This is a genomic window from Streptomyces boncukensis (genome assembly GCF_011045075.1).
Lineage (GTDB): Bacteria > Actinomycetota > Actinomycetes > Streptomycetales > Streptomycetaceae > Streptomyces > Streptomyces boncukensis.
The window spans coordinates 1-819 of record NZ_JAAKZZ010001061.1; the positions used below are offsets into that span (position 1 = coordinate 1).

Genomic DNA, 819 nt, shown 5'->3' on the forward strand with positions numbered 1-819 from the left:
ACCCGCGGAGTCGAGTGGGTCTGCGGCGTCGGGCGGGTCGGCAGGACCCGCCGGGTCCGCCGGGTCGAGTGGGGCTGCGAGGTTGGGCGGGTCGGGAGGACCTGCCAGGTCCGCGGGGCCGAGCGGGCCCGCCAGGTCTGCGGGATCCACGGAGTCGAGTGGGTCTGCGGCGTCGGGCGGGTCGGCAGGATCCGCCGGATCCGCCGGGTCCTCGGGGTCTAGTGGGCCTGCGGCGTCGGGCGGGTCGGGAGGACCTGTCGGGTCCGCCGGATCTGCGGGGCCCGCCGAGTCGAGTGGGTCTGCGGCATCGGGCGGGCCTGTGGGGTCTGCGGGGTCGAGTGGGTCTGCAGAGGCGGGCCGAGGAGTCCGGCGTACCGCCGCCCCTTCGGGCTCCGGCCCCGGCACCGGCGGCCCGGTACAGCGCGCAAGCGCCACGGCGCCCGCCGTACCGGTCGTGCAGCCCCGGCGCCGCACGACCGGCAGGGCGGCCGGGCGGGCCAGCCGGGCGTCGACGTCGACGTCGGCTCCTGTGCCCGGCAGTGCTTCCGGCCCGGGGAGGGCGGCGGCCGCCCCGAGGCTGCCCGGTACGTCTCCGGGACCTGTTCCGTCCCGCGCCCCGTCGGCCTCATCGGCTCCGGTCCCCGCGCGCCGGCCGCGCACGGTGAGTGCGCCCGACGGCCGGGGCGGCGCGCGTACAACGGATCCGCCCGCCGCGCCGGTCCAGCGGGCCGCCGCAGAGTCGTCACCAGCGGCGTCTTCCCCCGAATCGGCACCGACGGTTCCCGGGGACCGGCCCGGCGCCCCCCGCCAGGACCGGGC

The 819-nt window shown here is 79.6% G+C and carries 1 protein-coding gene; it reads left to right on the forward strand.

What is annotated here, in order from left to right; genetic code table 11:
- Positions 1-222, forward strand: a 222-nt coding sequence (locus G5C65_RS38835; RefSeq protein WP_206442740.1) for a hypothetical protein, incomplete at its 5' end; no start/stop codon positions are given.
- Positions 223-819 lie beyond the last annotated feature (597 nt).